Source organism: Sphingobium sp. HDIP04 (genome assembly GCF_000445085.1).
In the GTDB taxonomy this organism is placed as follows: domain Bacteria; phylum Pseudomonadota; class Alphaproteobacteria; order Sphingomonadales; family Sphingomonadaceae; genus Sphingobium; species Sphingobium indicum.
In genome coordinates, this window is sequence record NZ_ATDO01000048.1 from 24,539 (window position 1) to 45,414 (window position 20,876).

Consider the following 20,876-nt stretch of genomic DNA (forward strand, 5'->3'; position numbering starts at 1 on the left):
GCTGCAGCACTGAGATCGGCCGCTTGGTCCACGATCCCTGCTATCTTGACGCGGGGCGATCAAGCACCGGACATCCCCTCGCAGCCTCGCGATGGATCGCGGCAACCATGGCATTTTGGCGGTCGCTTCTCTCCCGCTGAAAGCGGTCAACCGCCGCTTGCCGCGCCCGAGCCTCATCAACTGTGAGATCCGTCTTTCCCAGATCCGGCAATTCGCTTCCGGCTTTCGCGCTCTGCGCGCGATACCATTGAACGAATTCCTGGGTGAGCTCGGGCGAAAACGCCCCGCCGTGCCGCTCGGCATAAGCAGCCTCCGCTTCGATCGCAGAGGCCATATCCCGGAGTTTCATCGCCGCCGCCTGTGCCTTGGCGGCGCACTCCCGTGGTGGCAGCGCACTCTCCTTTGCCGTCGCAAGGCCACCTTGGGCCAGGAGGGCGCTACCGGCAATGACAACTGCCATCCATTTCATCTCGAACCCCCTCCGCGCAACCTTGCGTTTGACCATTCCTAATCGGGCAAAGCGGCGCGCCGTATGGCCGTTCGGACAGTGCCGCCCCTTGTGAACAAAGATTGAACATGCTAGTGAACTTCCTGGGAGTTCACCATGCGAACCGTGAAATTCGACATCGAAACCTATAATAGGACCAAGGCTTCGGGCACGCCGGTCTGCACGCATGTTGACGAGGAATATTGCGAAATAGGGACGGCTGTCGATCACGATGGCAATCCTACGCTCGGCGGTCGCATCGGCTATGCATTGGCCTATCTGCTCATGGCTGGCTGCGTCGGCTATTTCGTCCTGTTCGTCTAAAGCTCCTCATTCTCGCAGCTTGGGATCATGGAAGAAGCCATGGTCCCTGCCCCGGTTTACCTCGCTTTGAACATCGACCGCGCCTTGGATGCGTTGACCGCGCATGGATTGGGCAGCCTCACGCGTCAGGTCGATATCCGCCCTGCCCTCTTCGATTATGTCCGCTGCCGTCGATGACTGGCCGCCTCCGGGACCGGCCGGCACTCCGGCTAGCCCGCGAGGCTGGTAGGCCGCCCGAACGTCGGCAGCGCTATCGACGGAGGGATGGTGCACATCGACGAGATCGGGCGCATGGAGCCTGCCCTCGATCTCGGACCGGATCGACGCCTGCTTTTCGTCCATCCAGCGCGTGATCATCTCCTGCCGAACCGCTCGCTGCTGATCGGTCAAGTCGGTCGCCCAGAGCTCCGGCGCGTCGAGCCCCGGATTTGCGACCTGCTGGTGGCGATACCATTGGGCGAGATCCTGACTCAGGTTCTCGCTCAATTGCATTCCATGCGTCTCCGCATAGCTCGCGTCGCGCGAGAGCTGCTGCGACAGCTCATCGAGCCGTCGCGCGGTTTCCGAATAGGATTTCGCCAGAGCCAGGGAATCTTCGGTGCTGACCGACGACGAATCCGTCCTTGAGCCACGGGCGAAGACACCGCTCCGAGCATAGGTGCCTTCCGACGTCGAAGCGCCGCTACCGTTCGCATGCTCGTCACGAACCCCGCTTGACGAGGTGTTGCCGCTCTCACTGCTCCGAGAATCGTCCGTCGTCCAATTCATGGTGTCCATCTGGCTACCCGACTTGGACACATTGATTCCGAGCCCCGGCAGCCCGCGCCCACCCGAGCCTCCGTTGCCGCCACCGCGGCGGCCGCCAAGGCCGGCCGAAAGTGCTCCACCGATCTGATCGGATATCTGCGCTTGGCGATCGTGCCGCCCCGAAACGCGCTCGCTTTGCGAAATCGTCGATCGCTCTTCCAGGCCCTGGGTACTGCTGCCCGTGCGCCGATCGAACTGCTCTACAGAGGCATTCGCCTGATTGCCGCTGCTCGATTCCCAACCCCGCGTATGCTCGGTTGAGCTTCCGAACGTGCTGCGGTTCGCATGGGTCGCGGTCAGAATCTCGTTGGCGGCATTCTCATAGGCACGCGCCTGGCGATGCGCCTCGCTGGCCATTTCGCGCCATTCAGCGACCGATCCCGATGTCATCGTCGGCGTGAACCCAAGGCGCGAGATGGCCGCGGATGTATCATATACCTCCTGGCCGTTGCCGAACCCCGTCACCATGGCGCCATTGTCCTGACGCCACCCGAAGCTGGCGCCGCCGCCCATATAGGTGGGCGCCGTCGACCATTGATCGGCCTGCCGCATGTTCGACGTGGCATTCGCCCAGCTCACGTTGCCATACGAATAGTTGCCGGTCGTCTGTTCCAGCGCCGCCGCTTCCGCAGCGTTCTGCGCCGGCGCGAGCATGGACATGGAATGCCCGGCAATCGACATCGCGCCGCGCGCGAGGCCTGCCGCGAGAAAGGGCACGCTCATAAGCATGAAGCCAGCGATCGTGGCGGTCTCGCCATTCACCGCCCCGATCCCCGCATAGCTTGCGAGCGTAACGCCGCCTTCCGCGACGCCTGTCGCTGCCGACGTCGCCCGCGTCATGCAGATCATGTGAAGGATGACGTAAAGCGGCCCCCATGCGGCGAGATAGAAGAACCCTGTCACATAGCCCTTCAGCGTCGAGACGCCCGTCTGAGGCATCAGGAAGAGCGGGAAAACGACCGGGAACATGGCGAAGAAGACCACCGTCAGCACGATGTTCAAAATCGGAACCCATGCCATCGCCTGCTGAGCGATCGAATTATAGGTGTTGCGCGCCTGAATGTCGGCACGGGTCTGCGCGAAGGTGTCGATCTCTGCGGCGCCCGTCCCGCCGGACATCGAATTTCGGGCCTGCATGAAAGCATTGATTGCTGTGTTCTGGCGCATCACCTCAGCAAAGTTGTTGCTCGTGCCCGTGAAGGCCGCACTGACGATGGGAACGTCGTGTTTGAGCTTGTCCGCCGCCAGAGCGTTGCTGAGCTTGGGATAGACCTCCTTGCCCCAAAGAGGCGCGTTGGCCTCGATCATTGGACCCCATTGCGCGTCGAGCGCCTGGTACGCCTGCCGGCAAGTGATGATGAAGCTGTTAACCGTTCCGTCACCTTGTCGCTCAAGCCATTGCTGCGATCGGGCTTCCGAGCCCGGCCCGACCGCAGCCCAGAGATCGGGCGCCTTCGCAAGATTGGTCAGCGACTTCTGATAAAGCATCACATCGCCGAACAGGCAGTTCTTGAAATGGTTTTCGAGGTTGGTCGAGAACTCCGCATCGCGAATGATGAAGTTGCGCGTCGCATCGAACAGTCGCGCGCCATACACCATGCCGTTCGTCGAGTAGTTGAGCTCGCTCGGCATGACGAAGACGGTCTCGGCCGTCCGCGTCAGCCAATCGCCCACCTGTGTCGTGAAGCTCGCAAGCACCCCCAATCCCATCGGTACATTGTCGACCGTCGATGGCGTCAGGCCCGGGTTGATGCGATCCGTTACCTTGATGTCCACCGTCGGGACCATCAGGCAAAGATAAATGGCCGTCGCTTGCAGGAACCAGTTCAGCCACGCCTTATAGTTGAGCGTGAAGGCCACCACGAGCAGCGAATAGATGAGGCCCATGACCATGACGACGCGGATGAGCGAGCGATAGCCACCGCCTCCCGACCACGCCGCGACTGCGTTGAAGATGTTTACGAGATACTCGCCGCCACCAACCGTGAAGACCTCAAGCATCGGTCTGCCCCCGCGCCTAGTTCAGACCCTGTGCGTTGAGGCCGCGCGAAAAGTTCAGCGCGGCCGCCATACCGGGCGTCATGGAATTCTGGAGCGTCGATTCCAGCATAATGCTTCGGTTGATGATCTGCATCGTCACCTGGAGCTTGTTGTTCAGCCGGACGTCCCGTTGGCTGAATTTCGCCCGGGTAGACGCGATTTGCTGTTTCCACTGCGTCGCGGTCTCTTGATCGAAGGTCTGATAATGAACCTTCGCCTGCTCGACCCGGTCGAGCATATTGTCGAGCATCGCCGAAAGCAGGTCGACGGCGACGATCTCGGACAGCGTCTCGATCTCGCCTTCCGTCAACGCATAATGCGCATAGGCCTGAACTCCCAGGATCTTATAGATCGGAACCGTGGCGAGGTTGAGGAGCTGCTTCTCGGCGGCGTCCAGCGGAGTATCGGAGCGGATCTTGTCGCTCATCGACCTGATCATCGTGGCGATCCGCGGCCGCAGCGCGGACGAAGCGGGGACGGAGAGCGTCTGCTCCCCCACATCGTAGCAATTCTCGTCGTTGCACTTCAGTATCTTGACGGGCGGCGCGTCGGCCGTGCCATCGAGCAACGCAGTGACGACCGCTTCTTCGGCAGGTCCGAACATCACGACCTTCCCGCCCACGCTCGGATCGGTCGACGGCGTGGTCACGACCGTTCCCACCAGCGTCATGATATATTCGGAGAATGTCTTGTCGAATGCGCCGAACTTCGCCGATTTCTTAAGGGCCTCCCATGTGTAGTTATGCGGTTCTCCGACCAGCTGGTCTTTCATCGACGCGTCTGTGTTTCCCGCGATGGTCGAATCCCGCCTGTTGCCGTTGTTGCAACCCTGGCGGGCTGCCGCCCAGTCCGAGAATACGCCCTGGCTGTTGCCGACGGCTTCGCAGATCGTCGCGCGCGTGGTCTCCATCTGCGGCCAGATTCCGCCGACCAGCGCCTGCGCCGTCTCGCAGCTCGAGATGTTCATCTGATTGAGGAGCTGCGCCTTCTGGCTGAACTCGTCCATCACCTTGCCGATCTCCGGCGAAACAGAATCGATGGCGAGCTTGAAGGCAAAGCCGAGCGCATTGTTGGCGGTCGCCTTCAGCATCGCGATGATCTCGCTGGCATTGATGAAGGAGAAGCTCCCACTGAAGAGGTCGATACCTCCACATCCCGCACGCGCGCTCGGAAGCTGAAGATTGAACGGCTGGACGCTTTTCTGCGGGAAGCGGGTCCAGACATTACCCAGCGAGTAATAGCCCGCCGATTGACCCTGAAACGCCGATGGGCCGGTGACGTTCGCCGCGCCGCCCACGTCCGAAAAGAAGCTGTTCATCTCGGAGGCGACGTCGGCCCGGGCGGTCCCGGTGCACGCGAGATTGGCCATAGCCAATATTCCCGCCCAGGCAGCGGACGAGCGAAGCACACGGCCGATCAAGCCGCGACGGCGAACCTGTTCCATCAGAAGTCGCTCCCCACCTTGGTGTTCGTCAGCGCGAAAATGCGATCCATGATCTCGTCGGCGCTGAGAATCCCATATCCCACCGGAATCGTGCGTTTGGTGACGGTGTCGAACAGTACGAGCGCCGGCGTCTCGTTACCCGGGACGCCCATGCGCGCGCGCTGGCCCGCATCGACGACATAATTTGGAAAATCGCGGCTCGGCCCGCCGTCCATCGAAACCGCCATCACCGCCATGCCGTGACTGTCGGCCACCGATCGCAGGATCGGTGAAAACAGGTCGCATGCGCCGCAGCTCTGCGCATAAAAGTAGAAGAGCCCGTAGCGTTGGCTAAGGTTCGCCATAACCGCATCGCGATCGGCGCGCCGGTTATCGAGCCAGGCTCGCTTGCCCACCGTCGAAACAGGCCGCTGCAGCGTGTAGTCGAGATCGGGGTTCTGCCACAGCGCGCGCTGCCAGGTGTCTGAGAAGGTCGAAGCACGGTCGAGCTGCTCGCGCTGAAATCGGACGTAAGCGATGACATTTTCCTCGGTCGGATCGAGGATCGCCCGTGCCTTGAGCTCGTCGAGCTGGCGGGTGATGGCGGACATGCGCTCGACCGCGCTCGACGGGACCGGGACGGCTTGCTTCTCCGGCTCCGTCGCTCGCGGCTTGCTGCAATAGAACCATTGACCGAGCCTGCGTTCTGCACAGTAAAAGTCATCGCCGGCATCGGCCCGCTCGACGCCATCCGACGCTCCATCGCGCGGCTGGGCCGCCGCGGGAACAGCCAGGCCAGCGAGCGAAAGCGCCAGAAGCGGCGCCGCCATGATTGGATGCATGGACAAACTTCCTTTCTGATAGATGCTCTCACCCACGAGCCTCATGCGCGGGAGGGAACGGGAAAGGTCGGCCGCGGCGGAGACGTCCGTAGGCGCCGCGCCGGTCGATTCCACCGAAACGCTGCGCATCGCGTCCTTGACCATGCTATTTGCCGTGCAGGTCATAGTACCCCTGAATTTTCAGCTGGATCTGGGTCATCGTCTCGACTTCGTCCGGAAGCCGCGCGGCATCGACGAACTCGGCATAGACCTCGGTGAAATCCATGAGGGAAAGGTCGAGCCTGGCGAATTCCTCGATCGTAAAGCCAAGGCACTGCTCCTTCTTGGGAGCGCCCCAGGGCTTGCTGAGCTGAATTCGTCCCTGCTCCTGCAGGATGCGGCTGAGCTTGCTTTCAAAGCAGCAATAGGCCGTTCGCCGGGTCTTGCAGATTCCGAGAAAGCTCGACGAACAGTAAGTGCCGACCTTGTGGCAGAAGCCCATACGATCCTTGATGTCGAGCTTCATCTCGTCCTGAGAGCATGCGAAGAGCGCGAGGAACGGCGTGGCGAGGGCCGCGATCGCGCCTGGGCCGCCGGCAAGCGCGGCTGCGCCCGCGCCCACGCTCAACAAGCCGGACACCTTGCCGGCACAGCAGTTGATCAGCCCGAATACCGGCTTGTGGCAGGTCTCTCGCGTGCCCTGGAAAACCGTGAAGTTGTTCTCGTCGAACTCCTTGCCGGCCTGGTCGATGGAGTGAAGAGCGACCAGCGCATCCTTGAACTCGGTCGACGCCTCGCGCACGATCGGCTCGCAGTCGCCATTGATGCAATAGACGTCGTCTCCGCAGATATATTGCGGTGCATCGGTCACCGCGCTGCCGGGTGTCGGGCAGCGGTAGACCCGCTCCTCAACCTTGCAGGCGCCATCCCGCTCCTCGTCGAGGCATTCGGTGCGCAGAAAGGAGCAGCTTCCGTTCGCTTCTAGATCGCCGCAATCGTTTGCCGGCGTGAAGCGATGACACACATAGTCGCGTTTCCACGCCCAGCAGGCTTGCGTCACCGGAACGCCGTCGATGATCCGCGTTTCAGGTCCTTCCGTGCAAACATCCCCGCCAGGCTGCAACGAACACATCTCATCGCCGGCAAGACTGCCGCAGCTGTCGACCCTTCTTGTTACGACAGTGCTCGTGCTGCCCTTTGCATGCCACGACGCCCCGGTGAGCGGGCTGACGCTGAGCGCGACCGGCAAATCCGCCGTGCATTCATATTCCGTCGCATAATAATCATCGCAATATTTGTTGTCAGGCCAGGGCCAGCCATAGTCGCGATGGGCAGCGCAGGCCTGTTTCCGAACGCCTGTCGGCTTGCAGACTCCTGAGGAAATATGAGGGGCAATGGCGGCATAGCGCGCGAACGGGGTTCCATATGCGCTGTCGGGCACCACATAGTATTTGTAGCTATCGACGGTTTGCACCTCGGGCACCATGCGGATGGTGCAGGTCTCGGGCCTGTCCTCGACCTTGGTGCCGCTGTTGCAGGTCGCCTCGTAATAGCCCTCAGATCCTGAGCCCGGCGGGAGCGGGACGCACGAGCCGGAGCTGCCCCCCATGCTCTCCCCGGCGAGGTAGGCCGATGGATCATTCTCGACGGTCGTGGCGCGAGCGGTTGTCTCGAGGATCTCGGAATTGCTGAACGTCGGCCGTGTCCGGTCCGCGTCCGTGGTGATGCGATACTGCTCGTTCGACGCCTTTGTCGCCGCGGCTTCCGCTTCCATTCTTTCCGGATCGTCGAAATAGGCGCCTTGCGGCAGCGCCGTGCCGCCATAGCCCGGCACCGCTTCCGCGCGGGCATTGTCGGTCGGCACCAGCGTCGTATCCTGCCGTTTCTCATTGGCGAGCGAGCGCCCTTCCTGGCGGGCCTCCTCGACCGACATCTGGGCAGAAGCGGGGGAGGCGGCGGCAAGACCCGCGATAAGCAGCATCAGCGAGAAGCGGACGCTCACGGCAACGCTCTCCTTAGATTGGAGAGACCCACCGCCGCCACGCGCGCGCCCGGACCGTTGCCCTCGGCGAACGACGACAGCGCATATTCGACGGTCACATTGCCGATCATCCGGTCGTGAGGCGGGACCTTGGTTCGGCATGAAAAGCCGGCGCAAAGGTCGAAATCCGATGAGACCGCGACGTAGGTCGGCACCGCCTGTACGTCGAAGGCGCGGAACAGTCTCGGGTCGATGCCGATGTTGGCGAAATCGTCCTCCCGGTCGACGATCTTGCCCAGAGCCTGCGAGAACTCCTTCATCGAATTGTTCGGAAAGCCGCGGAAAACGACGACGCCCCCTGCCCTCGCCGTGTCCTCGATAAGCTGGCGAAGCGCCTTGGGGGGCATCGAGAGGCTGGCGAACGCGATGAGCTGCGGCGCCTCCCCGCCGCCGACTTTGGCGTTCGTCGCAGCACCCTGCACGATTTCATCGAAGTCGACAGCCCCTGCAGGTCCTTTCGGCAGATCCGTCGCCGCGACGCGCCGCATGTTTTCCATGCCGCTGTCACGAACGGTAACCGCCTCTTCCCGAAACGCGTCACCGCGGTCCTTGATCTGATCGACGAACGCCTCGGCATCCGCCTGAAGGTCCGCCGATCGCTTCTTGATGGCCTGAACATCGATGCCATCGACGGTCTGGGCCAGGAGAGCGGTCATGCTGGCGGCTGCGACGAGGCCAACGGCGCCCAAGATGAGAAGTCGCATCGCTCCCTCCTTCACAGCACGCAGCAGTTGCGCTTGCGCCAGACCAGATAGCCCATGTCCTCGCCCCCCGCGGGATAGGCACGACCGGCATCCGGCGGCATTGTCGAAGCTCCGATCGCCGAGCAGGCGAAGCGCCCGCTCACCGTCGGAATCGGATTGGTCATCTGAAACCGGTACTGCTGTTTGCGCATGACTGGCATGAGGTACTTCTTGCACAGCCCTTCCGAGCCCATCGTGCCCCAGGCGAGCGCCTGCCGGTGCATCTTGTAGGCAAAGCGCGACAATGCGAGCCGCGAGGACTGGACATGGCCGATCGACGCCGGGATGTTCCCGTTCAGGGGATACATGGACCCCTGACAACCTGCGCACCAGAATAGCTGGTCGAGCGGCAGGTTCACCGTGCCGGCGACGCAGTCGCCCGCACAGGCTGCCTTGGCGAGCGGATTTGCGAAAATGATCGCTTCGGGGTTGATGAGCGCCGCAAGCGAGTCATCCTGCCAGAGCGGATCGACCTCGGTCATATAGGCGATGTCGAAGCTCGCCTGCTCGAAGCAGACGAAATCCGTAAGGATCTCCATCCAGTAGAGCAGCGGATAGACATACCAATGCACATGCCATTTGGCCGTGCTCTGCGACCTGCCGCCGACCATCGAAGGGCCGGCCAGATAGCCCTGACCGATATCGAAGCCCGGAGCGATGCGCACTCCGCCAAGATTGGGAAAACACCAGGGCTTCATGGTGACGTCCGCCAGGCGGGCAGGCTCCCAGAAGCCCACGGAAATGCCGATGCGCGGTAGAGGATCTGCACAGGCGCATATGGGAGACGCCGGGTTCTTCGTGTCGGGTCGGCCGCTCGGCCAGATCTTCAATCCGCCCACCGACAGCGGAAACAGGCATGACCAGCAGACGTCGGTAATCGGGTTGACGAACTTCCCATTGCAGGTGGGACCGGCAGCCTCGGCGCGTGGCGCCAGCATGATGGCGAACAGGACGACGAGAAACGTGCCGAAAATCGGTCGAAGTCCGCGCATCATTCTCTCTCCGCCAGTTGATCGAGATACGCCGCGTCGGCGCGCCGCTTCGCCCGAAGGTAAAGGACCGTGACCACGAGCGCTGTGGCGAGCAGCACGGCGATCAAACAGGGCGCGGCTCGGCCGATGCGACCGCGCAGCTGGTCGAGAAGAGTCACTGCGCCGGCCAGGGTGACGCAGAGAGCGAGCCAGGACAGGCGCATGGTCCTTAGCCTCGCCGTCTCGGGCGCCGCCATCGGCGTTCGGAGCATGTCGAGCCACAGCGCCATCAGCCGGACTTCCCTGGCTTCAGCACGATCTCGGAAACGCGCATCGTCCTGCCGTTTTGGCTGACCACCGCAGGCGTATGCTCGATCCCGAACGTTGCAGTGAGCTTGCCTTCCTGGTCGAAATAGAAGCGCCGCTTCTTCGCCGTCATCGCATCGATCGGCGAACCGTTGACGAAGATGATCTTGGCCTTGAGATCCGTATAGCGCGAGGTCGCCCACGCGAGTTGCGTCGCATCGTCGCCGTCGACGAAGACGAGGTCCTGCTTTATCTCGACGAAATCGAGCGGATTGATGCGATGACCGGCACCCGCAATCAGATTACCCTTCTGGTCCCGAATGTCGCGCTCGATCGCGATGGTCGGATCATAATCCCAGCTTCGCGCCATGCGCGCCGGAGTGATCCCGTCGACAGGCTTGGGCCGGCGAACTCTCTGTTCGACCCTTCTGGCAAACTGCTCGTTCATGCGGGCAAGCTCGCCGCTGCCCTCCGCCCGCCGCAGCCGCGCCTCGATCGTCGCCAGCAGATCCGGCTCGATGATGGGAAAGACCTGGCCGACATGGCCATAATCCCTGGCTTCGCCAGGGATAGGGCCGATGAGGAGCATGGCCGCCGCGAATGAAGCGATGCCGGCACCGCTTGTCAGAACAGCTTTCACAGGATCGGCTCCCCGGTTCCGATGACTTGCCGGCCGCAAACAAAGCCGATCTCGGCATAGCGACTGTCGAAGCCGTCCTTGTGCGGCGTCGCCGCGAAATAGCAGCCTGGGGGCACGACCCCCGTCGCACCGGGCACAAGGCGTTCGCCCGCCTTGGTGAAGGGCTTCATGCGAACAGTCGGAACGCCGTTGATCGTTACCGTCATGCCGTCATGCGCGATCACGTCTCCCGCGACAGCATAGACCTTCTTTCCAAACATCCTTGGCCTGGCGCCAAAATGGCGGCGCAACAGCGCGCTCGCCGGCGGATCGAAAAATATGAACTCTCCCTTGGCAGGCAGGCGGCCCCGCTCGATGAGGAAGGCCCAGTTCGGCAGGGAGTCCGTCGTATTGACGAGGAAAAGGTGGTCGTCGCTCCAATCTGCCAGCCCTGTCAGGGCAACGCTTCCGCCGACGAAGGCGCCAAGCAGAAGCCAAAGCTTCGGGTTCGGTCGCCAGCCCCGCTTCGCCGCGTCATTGACCGCCGCTGCCATCGGGACCTCCAAAGGTTGAAACGGTGGCAGCCGGCGGCTCGTACTGGGGCGCTGACGCGGCCGGCGCCCCGGGCATCATAGGCGCCGGTGCCATGGGATCCGGGTATCCGACCGGCGCCGCGGGCTGCGCCGTCATGGGCTGCTGCGGCTGTGCCGCGAGCATGGCCTGCTGCTCGAGCTGCTGAAGCTCCAGAGCCGATGCTTGCTTCGGCCGAGCAACGCCGGATGCATAGACCGCCTCCTTCAGCTTGTCGGTGATGTCGGGGACATTCTTCGTGAGAACGGCTTCCCCGACGAGCACGATCTCACCGCCCGAGCTTCGCCGCTCGAGCTCCTTGTCCAGCGATGCCATGAACTTGCGCATCTCCGCCTCGACTTGCGCCGGCGGAGAGGTGGAGCGCGCTTGTGCCTGGACATACTCGCCGACGATCGAGGACAGCCGCGCGGAAACGATCCGCTCCTGCTTGGGCGTGATCAGCGCCTTTGTGACCCACATCCCCCATATCAGGACACCAATGACCAGAAGGCCCGCGACGATCTGAACGGACGAGAAGCCCGCGAAAATTGCGCGCTTCGCTGCGGCCGCCGGTTGGGGCGCAGGGGACGGCAGGTCGAGCTCGGTCTGTTCAGCCATGATCAGCTTTTCCTTCGGGCAGGGCCGCAGGCACGATCTTCTCGCGGCGCAGAACGATCAGTCCGGCGGCAATCAGGAGATGTGCGGCGATGAAGATGTTCTTGAATGACGCGATGCGGTCAGGAGACGCGGCGACGTAGCGGGCCGTCAAATTGTTGAGCTGGTGCATGAGCCCATCGAGCGAGAAACCCCCGAGCGCCACGAAGAAGAGCGCGAACAGCCCCCAGGTCAGCAAGAGCGTCGATGCCGTGAAGCCGATCAAGTGCAGATAGAAATGGAGCAAGCTCCGCAGGGCGGGCTGTCGCCCGACCGCGATGTCCGCGCCATTCCTCCTGTGCGCTGCGGCATCCATGGCCTACTCCGCCGCCTCGGCAACGTCGACTTGCTCGTGCGACGCCCACTTTTCCGGATTGCCGGGGAAGGCGACCCGTTCGATCGCCTCATCCATGCTTAGCCCTCGCGCGACCAGCGCCTCGATCGCCGCGTAGATAGCCGGGCTCGACGAATAGACGGTGGCCGAGAACGGATCGAGCACCAGCCTGCCGACGGCCAGGGTCTCGGGGCCCTTGATAAGGATGTCGGAATATTCGCGGCCGTTGATCTTCAAGGACCGCAGCAGCGCGTCGGTATAGTCGTCCATCTCAAAGCGGTCGTGCTTCTTGAAGTCCGCGATTGTCTCGGGCTTCTGCTGGAGAATGACGAACCAGTCGGAGTTCTCCAGCGCCGCGACGGACCCGGCCGACTTATAGTAATCGTTCAGGGACTGCGTCGCCGTCACCAGCGCCGCGCCATATTTCCGGCAGGTGCGAGCATAGGTCTCGATGAAATCGGCCATCGCACCGCCGCGCAGCATCTGCCACGCTTCATCCAGAAGCAGCGCCTTCGGGACCGAACGATCGACTTTGCGCATCATCTGCTGCGACATGAACATGATCGCGGTCAGCACGACGCTGCGCAGTTCCTCGCGGGATGAAAGGTCGGAGAGCTCGAACACCGTGAGCTGCGCCGACAGTTCGAACGATACCTCGCCCTGGAAAAATCGCCCGTACGTCCCTGCCGACGAAAAGGGGCGCATGGCGATGCCAAGATCCATGGCAAGGCCATTTCCGGTGGCTTCGAGCGCAGCGATCACGTCGTCGATCGAGCCCTGGCGTCCCTTTTCGCTCCAGACGCTGTTAACGGCCCCGTCGATGAGGCCACGCTCGGTATCGTTCAGCCGGTCGATGTGGCGCGACATCTGGTTCACGATGGCTTTGAGCATCGCCATGCAGTCGAGCAGGTAATCCTCGTCGCTGCGGGCCAGCTCCTCATCGATCATGCTGAAGGGGTTGAGGCAGAAGCCGGACGACATCGTAAATTCGACGAACGCGCCGCCCTGGAGCTTGGCGGAGTGCTCGAAGGAGCGACCGTCGTCGATCACGACGACGCGCGCGCCGGCACCGCAAAGGGAGGCACAGAGCTCCTGCAGCGTCACGGATTTGCCCGACCCCGATTTGCCGAAGACGGCGACATTGTGGTTGCCCGCCGCATTCTCGAACGGACTCCAGAAGAAGGGTTGTCCACGCCGACCGATGAGCATGAGATGCGGCACCTGGCCGCCGAGATACTCGCCCTGGATCGGGGCCAGGTTCGCCGCCGTTGTCGTGAGCAATGTGCGCATCCGCTTCATGCGCTCGAGGTCGCGTGCAAGCCCGTTCGCCATTGTCATGGGCATGGCGCACAAAAGGCCCATCACCTGCAGGTACCGATCGTCGAGCAGGTCCCAGCCCGCTGCGCGATAAACCGATTTGAGCACGCGTTCGTTGGCGTCCCCCCTGCCCTTCGGCGAGAAGGAGGTCACGCTGAAGAAGACACGCACCAGCTTGCGCCCCTGGCGCAGCTCGTCGTTGACGTAACGCCATTCCTGGCTTTGCTCGCGCAGCTGCGGCAGGAAGCGCGCCGACTTGGAGTCCGCAAGGCTCGTGGTGCGCATGAACTTGAAGCTCGCCTTGTTCGACGATGCCAGCGGATCGGGGAACTCGACGCACAGATTTGTCGCGACCGGACATGGCATCCTGAGCTTGTCGGTGAACATGTCGCCAATGAGCCGGGCGACATCCCACGGCGCCCAGCGGCTCGGCAGGTTCCGGACCGAGAATGAGCGAACGTCGAAGACGTCCGGCAGAATCTCACCGATCTCGGGCGCCTCGTCCACCGTCGCCCCGGTTGGCCGAAATCGCTCGGTTCTGAGCAGCATGCGATCGGGCTCGATGTGAAGCTCCACATCCCGGCGCACCGCCTGGTCCGCAATCGGATCGAGCGGATTGTAGTTGACGACGTCCTCCCCCGCCGCAGTGGTCGGCGAGGTTATGTCGTCGATCCACCCGATGAGGTCGGTCGGATCCATCTTGCGGGCCGGCACATTGATCGATGCGAGGGCCGAGATCAGACCGTCCATCACCGCCACGATTTCCTCGACAGACACGCTCGAGGATTCCGGGGTCGAGTAGGAGATCGCCACACGGTGGTTCCGCAGCGAGAATGGCGCATCCGCGGAGAGCGAGCGCCACACCCCGTCGGTCAGGAAGTCGATGCGGTGCTTCGCCATGCGCTCGTAGACGCCGCGAGCCGAGTAGCGCGGAAGATACCAGCGCGAGAGACGCTCGGACACGCGCGGACTCATCCACTGGTGGAATTGCAGGCATCCCGGCGCGGGGATCGCTTCGGAAAGGAACTGGGTGAGGATCTCCCCTGTCCGTTCGTCTGCACCGATCAAGGGAGCTGCCTCGATCACAAAGCCCCGCGACGCGCTGTTGTAGAACACGCCCGTCTTTGCGTCGAAGCTGCGATAAGGGAGCCAGTCGGCCAGCATGGGCACGCCAAGCTCCGGCCGATCCGCATCGGGACGCTGGCTGTCGCCGAGGATCCCTGAAAGAAGGCTCTCGAAGAAGCCGCCCTTCCCCGCCATCTCAATGATCCTCCGGCACTGAGGCGGGGAAGTCCGCGGCGCGAACGGTCGGCGCAGATAGGTTCGGCTTCGAGGCGACGGGAGTGCCATCAGCGGCGGCATCACGCGCATCCTTCGCAGCGGACCCGGCAATCTGCCGATAGGCGGGATCGCTTTTCACCCGTTCGACGGCCTTTTCGCCCGCCGCAGAGATCGTCGTCGGCGGCGCCGCAGAAGCCGCCGGCTCCCTCGCATGGCCGCCCGCCGGCGCCCCAGAGGGGGACAAGGGCGCCGGCGAGGCGGTTACGGATGGTGCGTGGGCAACACCATCCGCGGGGGCTGCGGCTGCTGGGCTTTTTTGCTTTTGCGCGAGCCGCGCGGCGACATCCGCCTTGATTGTCTCGAGCGGGTCGCCTCTCCTCGCACGCGCGGCAGCGACGGCATCGGGATCCGGCGCAGCAGGATCCCCAACACCAGGCGACCCACCCGGCGGGTCGACGCGGTCGACGGCATCGGCCAGACTCTCCGGGACCCCTAGCGCGTAGTCCAGACGCGCATTGGATGGGACGGTCTGCGCAAGGCTCTGCTGCCATTCACCGCTCGCGACGACCGCATGTATGGCGCTTTTCTCATGCAGGCGGCCGCGCTCGTCGATGTAGGGCTGGAAGACGATCCTGAGCACCTTCTCGCGCGTCCGGGCTGGATCGGCGGGGACAGTGGCGGCGGTCCGCCTCGATGAGCCAAGACGGCTCCGATCCCTGGTGGAACGCGGGGCAGCGTCAGCCGGAAGCGCGACCCCTTCAGCTGCATCTGCCGTAATCATGGCAAGCGCGCGGTCATCGATCGTTGCGCTCGGCGCGCAGACGCCATCAGGAGCAGCGCAGGAAAAGTCGCCGCGCACATTTCCGCCGAGCGCTGCGCAACCTCCAAGCGCAAGAGCGGTCGAAAGCAGCAGCGGCGCGCCGAGACGGCGCCAGGGGCTATGCAACGCAGCGTTTCTCATGACCGCGCCTCCCGAAGCCATGCTTCAAGGAAAGCCCGGGGGCGATATCCTTCGATCATCGCGCCATCGCTACGCACGATGACGGGAGTGCCATTGAGGCCGTTCCGCTGCGCGAAGGCCTCGTTCGCATCGAGGCCGGCCGTGTTGCACGAAGCCTCGCCCTTTATCGGCTGCCCGGCATAGGCGGCATGGAGCGCAGCCTCGCGGTTCTTGGCGCAGTAAACCCGGTCGGCGAGATCCCGGCTTCCCAGCACCGAGATCGGCCGCTCGACCACGCGCACGTTCATGTCCTTGAGAACGCCAGTCAGCGCCCGGCAATAGCCGCAGCGAAAATCCGAAAAGACCGTGACGGTCGGGCCCGCCGGATTCCCCCAGACGATCGCGCCATCCTTCGGCAGGCTCGAGAGCGAAAGCGTTCGCGCCTTGGCGGGACTTGCCGGCCGCTCGAGCCGTGCAGGTGCTGCCGCCAGCTGCTGGCCCGCCTCCTCCTCGCCGCCGGCGGCAAGCGCGTTTGCCCGCGCGGAGGAGCCGACCAGCATGTCGGGGTTCATCTCGAGCAGGCGCGCCGCCGTTATGTCCTGACGGGTCTGCATGTCATAGACGCGCCCGATCACCAGATAGCGGGCGCTGGTGTCGACATAGAATAGGTTCTCGCCCGCGGTGATCTCGCACAGGCCCGCAATTTTGCCGCAGTCGATCGCACTCACGGCAGTCTTGGGTAACCGCGCCTTCAGGAGCGCCTGCACCTGGCTTTCGGCGCTGCCCACATCTGCGGCCAGCGCGATGCCCGCGACGCTCAGGGCCGCGCCGGTCGCAACCAGAAGGCGCGATCGCCGAGTGAGCGAGCGGACACGATCAATTGCGGACATAGACACCCTCCAAGAAAACAATTTCGACATCGATCCCGGTCGGCATTTCGATCACCGGCTGATATTGCTCGGCGCGCTCGATCAGATATTTCGACACCATGTCGCCCGACTGCGCGACGCCTTCGCCAAAGCCGCCTTCGAGGATTTCGCCCGTCGAAAGCTTGTCGCGCTGCCCGTTCGTGGTGATGTTCGTTCCCTGGAACACGCTGTTGGCATTCGCGGAGAAGCCGCGGCCGAAGCCGCCGGCGAGCCCGGCCAGGAACGCCTGGGTGACGAGCGAGCCCTCGCGGGACACCACCCTTCCCCGCACGCCGGTCTTGCCGCCGAAGGCAATGAATCCCTTCACCTCCGACACGGCGTAGCGGCCGCCCGGCTGCGGGCAGGTCATCTTTTGCAGCTTGACGTAGACTTTCTCGCTCGAAAGATCGCCGCGCGCCGCGCCGTTGATGAGACAGCCTTCGATCTTGGTCGTAAGCAGCCGGCCGTTCTGATAGACCGAACGCGCGGGCCCCGTAACGCGGAGCACCACCGGAAGCGGGTCGGTCTGGCTGTTCACGCCGGCGCTCGCGTCGACGCCGACGATCACCTTCGCCCTCGCGAAGCTGTTCGGCGGCAAATAATTGACGCTGTCCGTGTAGGTGGTGTTGCCTTTGGCGACCCGCGTGGCGTTCCCCGTCTCCGCCGTGTTGAAGCTGACAAGCTTCACCTCGCTTGCGGTGCCCACCGGTCCGCGCGCCGCGGCGCCTGGGGCACCGTCGGGACGCTGGTAAGCCTGCGGTCCGTTCGGGCCGTAGAGCGCCGCCGGGCCGGGCGCGGGCGGCGTGGCGGCCGGGCGCGCATTGATCTGCCGCCGCAGCTGCTCGTTCTCGGCTTGATAGGCCGACAGCACGCGCTGGCCGTCGGCCTGCATTGCCTGGTTCTGGCCCTTGAGCGCCTCCACCTGGGCGGTCAGCATCTCCAGCCGGCGGTTCTGGCCGTCGATCGACTTCAACTGATTTTCGGTGGACTGGAAGCGGTTCTCCGAGAGCGCCATCCACTCCTGCTGCGAGAGATTGCGGTTCACCAGGTCCTTGGTCGAAACGGTGACCTCGCTCGTGCCGTCGTCGGCGAGCTTGTCGCCCTTCTCATCGCCGCTGAAGATCCAGAACGAGGAGAGGATCAGGCCGGCGCCCGCCACCCCGGCCAGCAGCAGGCGCTGCTTGCGGCGAACGGCTTCGTTCGCGGTGAGATCGCTGGCGACAGGAGATACGCCCTCGTCCGAAGCCCCATCAAGAGCGGGACGCTTGCGATTCAGGAAATCGAATAATGCCATGTCCTCACCTTCCGTTCTGGGACACGAGGTAGGCGGTGGTGACCTTGCCCGGAGCGAGCTTGCTCTCGGCGATCGACACGGCCAGGGCGCTCGCTGGAGCGACCATCGCTTCGGTCAGCTCGACCTCTGACGGACCCTTGTTCTCGATGCGCAGGACCTTGCCGCTGAGCTCCGAACCGCGATATTCCGCGATCATCTGCACCTTGAGGGTGCCAACATAGACCGGCCGCAAGGCGCGCTGGCGCATCTCGTAGCCGTCGGCGACCGCATTCGAATACATCGCCTGCACCAGCTCGACCGCGGCATCGTGGGTCCCGAGCCTCTCGGCCGGACCGTTCTCCGCTGCGCGTTCGTTTGCGATCGCCGGATTGGAGACGAAGACCTGGGCGGCCTGGTCGCCGCCGATCCGGCAGACGAACTTGTAGACATAGCCGCGCTTGCTCGTGGCGAAGAAGGAGAGCGCCGGGCGGGCAAATCCGTCGGGAACGGACAGGTAGATGTCGCCGCGGACCGGCTCGTTGACGACCGAGAAGTCATCGGTCGGATTGCCGGTGGAGATCTTGGAGACCGACGCGAACTCGTCTTCGACCAGGCTGATACGCGTCAGGTCCTTGGCGGACGCCTGGCAGTCGACCTGGCTGCTGTCCGCCGCCATGATGGTCTGATCGGCCCAGGCGGGCTGCGCGCTCAGCAGAACGGCAATGCCTATCAGCGCAGCGCCCGTGCAACGGCTCAGATGACAGTTGACGCGCGAGAGGAAGGCGGTGCCCGCAGCGGCACTGCCGACGACATAGACGGACATCATTGATCCTTCCCCTGCTCGGCCGTCACCATGCCGAAGCCGATCAGCTTCAGGGACAGGCCGGAATATTCCCAGTCGTACCGAAAGGTCCGCCGCTCGTTCGAGATGACCCGATTGCCGACGATCGTATGCAGACTGCCCGTCACCTCCGAGCGCAGCCCCTTCGTGTCGAGCTCCATCTTTTCGATCGTGAAGAACTGCGAAATCGAAGATCCACGCTGTTCGTTCACGATCTTGAGCAGGTCCGCCTTGACCTTGCCCTGGGAGGCCGGCGCCGTGATATCGAGCACCGCGTTCATCCAGTATTCGAGGTTCTGCGGGCTGCGATTGAGGGTGAGCACCACCGTGTCGCGCGTGATCATCTCGAGATATTCGCGGCTGACCCCGGCGGAGCTTACCGTGACCGGCGATCGCAGGATCGGCTGCAGCACGATTTCGCGGTCCCGCGACACCGTGAAGATAAGCAGCAGGATCGTCAGTGCGCAGAGGCCGACGGCGACGATCGCGAGCAGATTCCGCTGCCGCAAGACCCGCTGGCTGTGCGAATGGCTGTAGGAAAGTTCCATATCACCCCGCCATCAATCGAAGGTACGAGGGTGGCGTGGCTCTCAGACCGGTGAAGCCGGCCGGAAGAAACCAGTAGGCCAGATGGAGAAGCCATGACGTCGCCCGGCCTGCCTTCGCTTTTCTGAGACCCCACCAGCCCGCACCCGAAAGCAACATGCCGATGAGGATGTGCTGAGACAGAATCCCCCAGACGAAGGGGATGACCATCGCCAGGAACTCATCCAGGGTCCACAGCCCGATCAGCTCGGGATCATCCAGATGAGTCGGGATGACGTACTTATCCGCCGCCATTGCACCACCCTCTCCTTGGGTCGGTCAAAGCTGCTACTTCGCCCGACCGCAGGAATGATCAGATCGTCGCGGTGACCGTCGACGTGACGATGGGAATGCCCGTGCCGGCGCCGACGCCGACACCGACCGGGATGGCGATCTGGCCCATGGAGAAGCGACCGGAGGCGAGCGCGACGATGCCGCCCGCGAGCGAAAGCACCGTGATGATCTTGCCGCCCGAGCCCTCGAGGAAATCGGTGAACTTGTTGAGCGCCGTGTCGAAGGTCGTGTCGGCGCCGGCGAATGCCGGACCGGCGAACCAGAAGGAGGCGAACAGGAGGGCGGCGATCACGACGATCGCCAACTCTGCGCGCCCGGTCTCTTTCAGGACTGACTGCATGTTGGGTTCCCTTCAATTGGAGACGCGACGAGAACCGCGCCCAGGGAAAGCTGACCAACCCGCGGCCGGGTCGTCACGGGCAGCCGGGGTGACGGGGGAAGAATCTTTCGCCGATCGAGGCCCTGCCCCCGAACGCCGGGCGGCCTGCCCGCTCATTCGGGGCATGGCGCCCCGGATTACGGGGCAGACTGGCCCGGAATGCGGGACAACTTGCCCCGGAAATTGCGGCGCTGGTGGCGTCCCGGTAGACTCGGGGCTACGACTCAGCAGATATTAACCATCGAGACTCCAGGCTCCGTCGCAGTAGTCAGCGCCATGCTGCCTTTCAGGAAGAAGGATTCATCTCGACGTGGGGACGACGGCCGCCGAACACGAAGGCTTTGTGCTCGATGTCTCCGGATATCTCTTTCGGCTGACCACCGAGTGCCTGCGCCTATTCTCCAATGAGACGAACGAGCATCAGACGCTCGTATCGCTGGTCGCGGCGCGGCTCGCCGAACCGGGTGCCGCGGGCAGGCATGAAGTGCGCACGATGCGCGAGCATTTCGCGGCGATTCCGACCCATGGCGACGTGAAAATCCGGCTTCCGCTCTCTGATGCGAATGCCCAGGCGCTTGAGGAAATGCGGCAGGCTCTCGGCCGCCGCCTCGACACCACACTGACGATCGGCGACGCGCTTTCGGCGCTGCTGTTCGACTATGTCGTCGAGCTCAAGACCTCGCAGATACTGGACCGGTTGTCGCTTGAGCAGCGCCTTGACGGGGGCGAACCGGGGCGCACGAGCACGCGGCTAAACTAGGAAATCGCCCGATCTTCGCGAGCTATATCGCGGTATCTGCGCTGGAATATTGCGCTCACTCTGGCTCCAACGACGCTTGCAAAGCGGGATTCACCGTGTTTGCCTTGTCCCCTAACGGGGAGGTTCGGGGGCTAATGTCGTCTCGCGCCACAGCTGGA

22 protein-coding genes are annotated in these 20,876 nt (G+C 63.5%); 2 read left to right on the forward strand and 20 right to left on the reverse strand.

Annotated features, from left to right (window positions below; genetic code table 11):
• Positions 1 to 40: 40 nt before the first annotated feature.
• A complete protein-coding gene (locus tag L286_RS27880; RefSeq protein WP_125445839.1) occupies positions 41 to 469 on the reverse strand; it encodes a hypothetical protein in 429 nt (142 codons plus the stop codon).
• A 135-nt stretch (positions 470 to 604) separates the two neighbouring features.
• Here L286_RS27880 and L286_RS27885 point away from each other — a divergent pair, with 135 nt between their 5' ends.
• The gene (locus L286_RS27885) at positions 605 to 811 is read left to right on the forward strand and encodes a hypothetical protein (RefSeq protein WP_020818490.1); all 207 of its coding nucleotides are present in this window, start codon (positions 605 to 607) and stop codon (positions 809 to 811) included.
• Positions 812 to 817: 6 nt separating this feature from the next.
• On the opposite strand, the gene L286_RS27890 is transcribed toward L286_RS27885, so the two are convergent.
• From L286_RS27890 to L286_RS27980, 19 genes are all read right to left on the reverse strand, one after another.
• Positions 818 to 3,619, reverse strand: coding sequence for a conjugal transfer protein TraG N-terminal domain-containing protein (locus L286_RS27890; protein ID WP_020818491.1), 2,802 nt, complete (start codon positions 3,617 to 3,619; stop codon positions 818 to 820).
• A gap of 16 nt (positions 3,620 to 3,635) precedes the next feature.
• Entirely contained in the window at positions 3,636 to 5,027 is a 1,392-nt protein-coding gene (locus L286_RS27895; protein ID WP_021223064.1) for a conjugal transfer protein TraH, read from the reverse strand.
• A gap of 74 nt (positions 5,028 to 5,101) precedes the next feature.
• Positions 5,102 to 5,923, reverse strand: a complete 822-nt coding sequence (locus tag L286_RS27900) for a conjugal transfer protein TraF (RefSeq protein ID WP_025160430.1) — start codon at positions 5,921 to 5,923, stop codon at positions 5,102 to 5,104.
• Between the two features lie 145 nt (positions 5,924 to 6,068).
• Positions 6,069 to 7,883, reverse strand: a complete 1,815-nt coding sequence (locus tag L286_RS27905) for a conjugal transfer protein TraN (RefSeq protein WP_029986356.1) — start codon at positions 7,881 to 7,883, stop codon at positions 6,069 to 6,071.
• 17 nt (positions 7,884 to 7,900) lie between these two features.
• The gene (gene trbC, locus L286_RS27910) at positions 7,901 to 8,647 is read right to left on the reverse strand and encodes a type-F conjugative transfer system pilin assembly protein TrbC (RefSeq protein ID WP_020818495.1); all 747 of its coding nucleotides are present in this window, start codon (positions 8,645 to 8,647) and stop codon (positions 7,901 to 7,903) included.
• Between the two features lie 11 nt (positions 8,648 to 8,658).
• Positions 8,659 to 9,681, reverse strand: a complete 1,023-nt coding sequence (gene traU, locus L286_RS27915; protein ID WP_020818496.1) for a conjugal transfer pilus assembly protein TraU — start codon at positions 9,679 to 9,681, stop codon at positions 8,659 to 8,661.
• Positions 9,678 to 9,947, reverse strand: coding sequence for a hypothetical protein (locus tag L286_RS27920; protein ID WP_020818497.1), 270 nt, complete (start codon positions 9,945 to 9,947; stop codon positions 9,678 to 9,680). The genes traU and L286_RS27920 overlap by 4 nt, the downstream gene beginning before the upstream one ends.
• A complete protein-coding gene (gene traW / locus L286_RS27925; RefSeq protein WP_021223066.1) occupies positions 9,947 to 10,552 on the reverse strand; it encodes a type-F conjugative transfer system protein TraW in 606 nt (201 codons plus the stop codon). The genes L286_RS27920 and traW overlap by 1 nt, the downstream gene beginning before the upstream one ends.
• A gap of 47 nt (positions 10,553 to 10,599) precedes the next feature.
• Positions 10,600 to 11,136, reverse strand: coding sequence for a S26 family signal peptidase (locus L286_RS27930; protein ID WP_020818499.1), 537 nt, complete (start codon positions 11,134 to 11,136; stop codon positions 10,600 to 10,602).
• Positions 11,117 to 11,770 (reverse strand): type-F conjugative transfer system protein TrbI, encoded by a 654-nt coding sequence (locus L286_RS27935; protein WP_020818500.1) that lies wholly within the window; start codon positions 11,768 to 11,770, stop codon positions 11,117 to 11,119. The genes L286_RS27930 and L286_RS27935 overlap by 20 nt, the downstream gene beginning before the upstream one ends.
• Entirely contained in the window at positions 11,763 to 12,122 is a 360-nt protein-coding gene (locus L286_RS27940) for a hypothetical protein (protein WP_020818501.1), read from the reverse strand. The genes L286_RS27935 and L286_RS27940 overlap by 8 nt, the downstream gene beginning before the upstream one ends.
• 3 nt (positions 12,123 to 12,125) lie before the next feature.
• Positions 12,126 to 14,717: a type IV secretion system protein TraC gene (gene traC / locus L286_RS27945; RefSeq protein WP_020818502.1), complete on the reverse strand. Its 2,592-nt coding sequence runs from the start codon at positions 14,715 to 14,717 to the stop codon at positions 12,126 to 12,128.
• A gap of 1 nt (position 14,718) precedes the next feature.
• The gene (locus L286_RS27950; RefSeq protein ID WP_048574957.1) at positions 14,719 to 15,699 is read right to left on the reverse strand and encodes a TraV family lipoprotein; all 981 of its coding nucleotides are present in this window, start codon (positions 15,697 to 15,699) and stop codon (positions 14,719 to 14,721) included.
• Positions 15,696 to 16,568, reverse strand: coding sequence for a DsbC family protein (locus tag L286_RS27955; protein ID WP_020818504.1), 873 nt, complete (start codon positions 16,566 to 16,568; stop codon positions 15,696 to 15,698). The genes L286_RS27950 and L286_RS27955 overlap by 4 nt, the downstream gene beginning before the upstream one ends.
• Positions 16,555 to 17,880: a TraB/VirB10 family protein gene (locus tag L286_RS27960; RefSeq protein WP_020818505.1), complete on the reverse strand. Its 1,326-nt coding sequence runs from the start codon at positions 17,878 to 17,880 to the stop codon at positions 16,555 to 16,557. The genes L286_RS27955 and L286_RS27960 overlap by 14 nt, the downstream gene beginning before the upstream one ends.
• Before the next feature lie 4 nt (positions 17,881 to 17,884).
• Positions 17,885 to 18,685, reverse strand: coding sequence for a type-F conjugative transfer system secretin TraK (locus L286_RS27965; RefSeq protein ID WP_021223067.1), 801 nt, complete (start codon positions 18,683 to 18,685; stop codon positions 17,885 to 17,887).
• Positions 18,682 to 19,248: a type IV conjugative transfer system protein TraE gene (locus L286_RS27970; RefSeq protein WP_020818507.1), complete on the reverse strand. Its 567-nt coding sequence runs from the start codon at positions 19,246 to 19,248 to the stop codon at positions 18,682 to 18,684. Before L286_RS27970 ends, L286_RS27965 begins: the two co-directional genes overlap by 4 nt.
• A gap of 1 nt (position 19,249) precedes the next feature.
• Positions 19,250 to 19,540: a type IV conjugative transfer system protein TraL gene (gene traL, locus L286_RS27975; RefSeq protein ID WP_020818508.1), complete on the reverse strand. Its 291-nt coding sequence runs from the start codon at positions 19,538 to 19,540 to the stop codon at positions 19,250 to 19,252.
• A 58-nt stretch (positions 19,541 to 19,598) separates the two neighbouring features.
• Positions 19,599 to 19,919: a hypothetical protein gene (locus L286_RS27980; RefSeq protein WP_020818509.1), complete on the reverse strand. Its 321-nt coding sequence runs from the start codon at positions 19,917 to 19,919 to the stop codon at positions 19,599 to 19,601.
• A gap of 349 nt (positions 19,920 to 20,268) precedes the next feature.
• Between L286_RS27980 and L286_RS27985 the strand changes: the two genes are divergently transcribed.
• Positions 20,269 to 20,718, forward strand: a complete 450-nt coding sequence (locus L286_RS27985; RefSeq protein WP_020818510.1) for a hypothetical protein — start codon at positions 20,269 to 20,271, stop codon at positions 20,716 to 20,718.
• Positions 20,719 to 20,876 lie beyond the last annotated feature (158 nt).

Bases quoted from the DNA above. Each gene is read 5' to 3' on its own strand.
- L286_RS27880 (WP_125445839.1), bottom strand. From the start codon at position 469: ATGAAATGGATGGCAGTTGTCATTGCCGGTAGCGCCCTCCTGGCCCAA.
- L286_RS27885 (WP_020818490.1), top strand. From the start codon at position 605: ATGCGAACCGTGAAATTCGACATCGAAACCTATAATAGGACCAAGGCT.
- L286_RS27890 (WP_020818491.1), bottom strand. From the start codon at position 3,619: ATGCTTGAGGTCTTCACGGTTGGTGGCGGCGAGTATCTCGTAAACATC.
- L286_RS27895 (WP_021223064.1), bottom strand. From the start codon at position 5,027: ATGGCCAATCTCGCGTGCACCGGGACCGCCCGGGCCGACGTCGCCTCC.
- L286_RS27900 (WP_025160430.1), bottom strand. From the start codon at position 5,923: ATGCATCCAATCATGGCGGCGCCGCTTCTGGCGCTTTCGCTCGCTGGC.
- L286_RS27905 (WP_029986356.1), bottom strand. From the start codon at position 7,883: ATGCTGCTTATCGCGGGTCTTGCCGCCGCCTCCCCCGCTTCTGCCCAG.
- trbC (WP_020818495.1), bottom strand. From the start codon at position 8,647: ATGCGACTTCTCATCTTGGGCGCCGTTGGCCTCGTCGCAGCCGCCAGC.
- traU (WP_020818496.1), bottom strand. From the start codon at position 9,681: ATGATGCGCGGACTTCGACCGATTTTCGGCACGTTTCTCGTCGTCCTG.
- L286_RS27920 (WP_020818497.1), bottom strand. From the start codon at position 9,947: ATGGCGCTGTGGCTCGACATGCTCCGAACGCCGATGGCGGCGCCCGAG.
- traW (WP_021223066.1), bottom strand. From the start codon at position 10,552: ATGCTCCTCATCGGCCCTATCCCTGGCGAAGCCAGGGATTATGGCCAT.
- L286_RS27930 (WP_020818499.1), bottom strand. From the start codon at position 11,136: ATGGCAGCGGCGGTCAATGACGCGGCGAAGCGGGGCTGGCGACCGAAC.
- L286_RS27935 (WP_020818500.1), bottom strand. From the start codon at position 11,770: ATGGCTGAACAGACCGAGCTCGACCTGCCGTCCCCTGCGCCCCAACCG.
- L286_RS27940 (WP_020818501.1), bottom strand. From the start codon at position 12,122: ATGGATGCCGCAGCGCACAGGAGGAATGGCGCGGACATCGCGGTCGGG.
- traC (WP_020818502.1), bottom strand. From the start codon at position 14,717: ATGGCGGGGAAGGGCGGCTTCTTCGAGAGCCTTCTTTCAGGGATCCTC.
- L286_RS27950 (WP_048574957.1), bottom strand. From the start codon at position 15,699: ATGAGAAACGCTGCGTTGCATAGCCCCTGGCGCCGTCTCGGCGCGCCG.
- L286_RS27955 (WP_020818504.1), bottom strand. From the start codon at position 16,568: ATGTCCGCAATTGATCGTGTCCGCTCGCTCACTCGGCGATCGCGCCTT.
- L286_RS27960 (WP_020818505.1), bottom strand. From the start codon at position 17,880: ATGGCATTATTCGATTTCCTGAATCGCAAGCGTCCCGCTCTTGATGGG.
- L286_RS27965 (WP_021223067.1), bottom strand. From the start codon at position 18,685: ATGATGTCCGTCTATGTCGTCGGCAGTGCCGCTGCGGGCACCGCCTTC.
- L286_RS27970 (WP_020818507.1), bottom strand. From the start codon at position 19,248: ATGGAACTTTCCTACAGCCATTCGCACAGCCAGCGGGTCTTGCGGCAG.
- traL (WP_020818508.1), bottom strand. From the start codon at position 19,540: ATGGCGGCGGATAAGTACGTCATCCCGACTCATCTGGATGATCCCGAG.
- L286_RS27980 (WP_020818509.1), bottom strand. From the start codon at position 19,919: ATGCAGTCAGTCCTGAAAGAGACCGGGCGCGCAGAGTTGGCGATCGTC.